Below are 2160 nucleotides of genomic sequence, written 5' to 3'. Positions count from 1 at the left end.
TCCCCCCGGGAGAGGGGTTGGGGTGAGGGTAGGGCGCGTAGCGACTCGCTGAGATCGAACACGAGCGACCCGTACCCTCATCCGCCCCTGCGGGGCACCTTCCCCCGATGGGGGAAGGGAGACGCCGAGCCCCTCTCCCTCCGGGAGAGGGGTTGGGGTGAGGGTCCGACCGCCAGCCAACTCACCCGCCAACCCACGCACCCACTACCCCGTCGGCCCACCCATCACCGGCAGGATCGCGCCATTGATGTAGCTGGCGGTGATCGGCGAAGCCAGAAACACATACGCCGGCGACAGCTCCTCCGGCTGCGCCGGGCGTCCCATCGGGTTCTGCTTGCCGAATTCGGCCACGTCCTCCGCAGGCTTGTCGGCGGGATTGAGCGGCGTCCATACCGGCCCCGGCGCGACCGCGTTGACGCGGATGCCGCGCGGCTGCAACTGGCTGGCCAGCGCCATGGTGAAGGCATGGATCGCGCCCTTGGTCGCCGAATAGTCCAACAGCGACTTGCTGCCGAACAGCCCGGTCTCCGAACCGCTGTTGACGATCGCCGAACCACGCTTGAGATGCGGCAGCGCCGCGCGCGCCATGTGGAAATAGCCGGCGATGTTGGTCTGCAAGGTCTCCTGCAGGTGTTCCTCGCTCAGGTCCTCCAGCGCATCGCAATGCAACTGGAACGCGGCGTTGTTGACCAGCACATCGAGCCCGCCGAAGGCTTTGACGGTCTGCGCCACCGCGTCCTCGCAGAACGCCGGATCCTTCACGTCGCCGGCGATGGTGATGCAGCGGCGGCCTTCGTTCTCGACGTGCTGACGGGTGACCTGCGCATCCTCGTGTTCGTCCAGGTACAGCACCGCCACATCCGCGCCCTCCCGCGCGAACAGCACCGCCACCGCGCGCCCGATGCCCGAATCGGCACCGGTCACGATCGCGCTCATGCCGCGCAGCTTGCCGCTGCCCACGTACTCCGGCGCCTCGAAGCGCGGCTGCAGCGCCAGTTCGTGCTCGTTGCCCGGCTTGGCCAGGTGCTGCCTGGGCATGCGCTGCGGCTGCTTGCGCGGCCCGGCCTGGCCGGCGTCGCCCGGCTTGGCGCGCTTGGGCTTGGCGTCGCCGGCATCGACCGCGCGCTGCAGCGCGCGTTGCTGCTGCACGGTCTTGGCGCTGGACGACGCCGTGGCGCTGCTGCGCTTGGACGGGGCGGACTTGGTGGCGGCAGGACGCTTGCGGGAGGCCATCGGCAATACTCCGGATGCGGGAGGAGGACGCGGTCGCGCAGCCCTCCTCGAAGGGAAGGAACGGGCGTCGCTCAGGTGCGGTCGGCGAGACCGCTGACGCCGGCGTGCTGGGCGCAGTGCGCGCAGCAGAACATGCGCTCGCCGGCCTGCACGCCGTGGCCGACGATGCGGCACTCGCAGTGGCTGCAGCGCGGGGCGAAGGCGTGGATGGCGCACTCGAACGAATCGAAGGTACCGCTGCGTGCGCCCTGGGTCAGGGTGAAGGCCTGGTCGTAGTCGTTTCCGCAGACATCGCAGGTGGCCATGATCGGCTCCGGTTGCTGGGGGAATCCCGAGTCTGGCCCCGCCGGCGGCCACGACCGGTGAAACCGCCGGCGCGATCTCTTCATGCGGCGCAAACATGCGCCGCGACAGGCTCGCGCCATCGATCGAAGGAGACGCCCCATGATCCGCCACCCGCTTGCCCGCCTCGCCCCGTTCGCCGCCGTGCTGCTGCTCGGCGCCTGCAGCACCACCCAGGTGGCTCAGGTGCAGCCGATCGACGGCGTCATCTCCGGACAGTGCCATATCGACAAGGTCCGCGGCGCGGTCGGCCTGGCCGCCTCGCGCATGACCGTCGAACGCGCCCGCGTCGACAGCGACAGCCTCAAGGTGCAGGTGGTCAAGAGCAGCGTCAGCGACAACGGCGCCACCTCCAGCGGCGTGGACAGCGCCAACCGCGGCGCCCGCGAGACCGGCGGCGACCGCCTGACCGTCGAGATCGGCCCGACCAACAACATCACCACCTTGTATTGCGGCTGATCCGCGTCGCCGGGCCCGCCCGCCGCGCCCGCGGCGGCGCGGTACTCAGGCGCGCTTGCGTGCGGGAGTTGCGGTCTTGCGTTTGGCGCGGGTACCGCTGCCCTGCGCGCCCGCCGCAGCGCCCTT

At 70.4% G+C, this 2160-nt stretch carries 3 protein-coding genes; 1 reads left to right on the top strand and 2 read right to left on the bottom strand.

The window, feature by feature from the left end:
* Window positions 1-204: 204 nt before the first annotated feature.
* Both D588_RS0114610 and D588_RS0114605 read right to left on the bottom strand, forming a co-directional pair.
* Window positions 205-1233 carry an SDR family oxidoreductase gene (locus tag D588_RS0114610; RefSeq protein WP_017916511.1) on the bottom strand — a complete coding sequence of 343 codons (1029 nt, stop codon included), beginning with the start codon at window positions 1231-1233 and terminating at the stop codon, window positions 205-207.
* 71 nt (window positions 1234-1304) lie between these two features.
* Window positions 1305-1538 carry a hypothetical protein gene (locus D588_RS0114605; RefSeq protein WP_017916510.1) on the bottom strand — a complete coding sequence of 78 codons (234 nt, stop codon included), beginning with the start codon at window positions 1536-1538 and terminating at the stop codon, window positions 1305-1307.
* A gap of 139 nt (window positions 1539-1677) precedes the next feature.
* On the opposite strand from D588_RS0114605, the gene D588_RS0114600 reads away from it, so the two are divergent.
* The gene (locus D588_RS0114600) at window positions 1678-2034 is read left to right on the top strand and encodes a hypothetical protein (RefSeq protein WP_017916509.1); all 357 of its coding nucleotides are present in this window, start codon (window positions 1678-1680) and stop codon (window positions 2032-2034) included.
* The last annotated feature ends 126 nt before the right edge of the window (window positions 2035-2160 follow it).

It is taken from the genome of Xanthomonas sp. SHU 308, assembly GCF_000364645.1.
GTDB lineage: Bacteria > Pseudomonadota > Gammaproteobacteria > Xanthomonadales > Xanthomonadaceae > Xanthomonas_A > Xanthomonas_A sontii.
The sequence above is the reverse complement of the archived record's forward strand: the minus strand, read 5'-3'. Positions and strand labels throughout refer to the sequence as shown.